This is a genomic window from Lentilactobacillus sp. Marseille-Q4993 (assembly GCF_951230165.1).
In the GTDB taxonomy this organism is placed as follows: domain Bacteria; phylum Bacillota; class Bacilli; order Lactobacillales; family Lactobacillaceae; genus Lentilactobacillus.
The window spans coordinates 1-1396 of the sequence record NZ_CATNVB010000018.1; the positions used below are offsets into that span (position 1 = coordinate 1).

1 protein-coding gene is annotated in these 1396 nt (G+C 53.7%); it reads right to left on the reverse strand.

Features of this window, described 5'->3' with window-relative positions:
• A partial coding sequence (locus QOW94_RS06980; protein WP_502867254.1) for a hypothetical protein occupies nt 1–1396 on the reverse strand: 1396 nt, incomplete at both ends.

The window sequence follows — 1396 nt, forward strand, 5'->3', positions numbered from 1 at the left end:
CAGCCTTAGAGGCTACGGCAGCATCACTTACAGCACCTTCAGCGGCCTTGCTTGCATCACTGGCAGCCTTGGAAGCGGCATCGCTGGCATCACTTGATACCTTGGCATCACTGGCAGCCTTGCTTGCATCACCCTTAGCAACGGCATCGCTAGCTGCCTTGCTGGCATCGCTGGCAACCTTGGCATCACTAGCAGCCTCGCTTGCCGCGTCACTAGCAGCGGCAGCCTTTGAAGCGGCATCACTAGCTGCTTTACTTGCTACGGCAGCATCGGATTGAGCAGCTGAGTCGCCTGATGCTTTCGCATCACTGGCAGCCTTGTTTGCGGCATCTTGAGCAGCCTTAGCGTCACTAGCGGCCTTAGATTGTTGATCACTGGCAGCCTTACTTGCAGCGGCATCACTGGCAGCTTTACTTGCATTGTTGTAATCAGTTTGAGCTTGACTTGCTGCTTGCTTACCAGCTTCAGCACTGGTTTGAGCCTTAGCGGCGTCCTCACCAGCAGCGGCAGCACTAGTAGCAGCGTTGTTAGCTCTCTTGGCTGCATCCGCGGCATCTGATGCGTTCTTAGCTTTAGCTGCATCATCAGCTGCCTTTGTTGCATCACTGGCAGCTGAAGTTGCTTTACCAGCAGCTGTGGCGGCATCACTAGCAGCACTTGCTGCTGACTTGGCAGCTGAGTTGGCAGCAGAAGCAGCACTTGCAAGGTCGGTGTTCTTTGGATCCTTGGCAGTGTCACTATTCAACTTATCAGCAGTGCCAGCAGCTGAAGTTGCTGCATCAGCAGCACTCTTAGCAGCATTAGCTGCACTAGTGGCGGCTTCGTTTGCTTTAGCAGCATCCGACTTAGCATTCGTGACTGCAGCTGCTTGATCCTTCTTATTGTTGTAATCAGCTTGAGCTTGGCTTGCAGCTTGCTTACCAGCTTCAGCACTGGTTTGTGCCTTAGCGGCGTCCTCACCAGCAGCGGCAGCACTAGTAGCAGCGTTGTTAGCTCTCTTAGCTGCATCCGCGGCATCTGATGCGTTCTTAGCTTTAGCTGCATCATCAGCTGCCTTTGTTGCATCACTGGCAGCTGAAGTTGCTTTACCAGCAGCTGTGGCGGCATCACTAGCAGCACTGGCTGCTGAGGTGGCGGCTGAGGTGGCGGCTGAAGCGGCACTTGCAAGATCTGCGTTCTTTGGATCCTTGGCAGCGTCACTATTCAACTTATCAGCAGTGCCAGCAGCTGAAGTTGCTGCATCAGCAGCACTCTTAGCAGCATTAGCTGCACTAGTGGCGGCTTCGTTTGCTTTAGCAGCATCCGACTTAGCATTCGTGACTGCAGCTGCTTGATCCTTCTTATTGTTGTAATCAGCTTGAGCTTGGCTTGCAGCTTGCTTACCAGCTTCAGCACT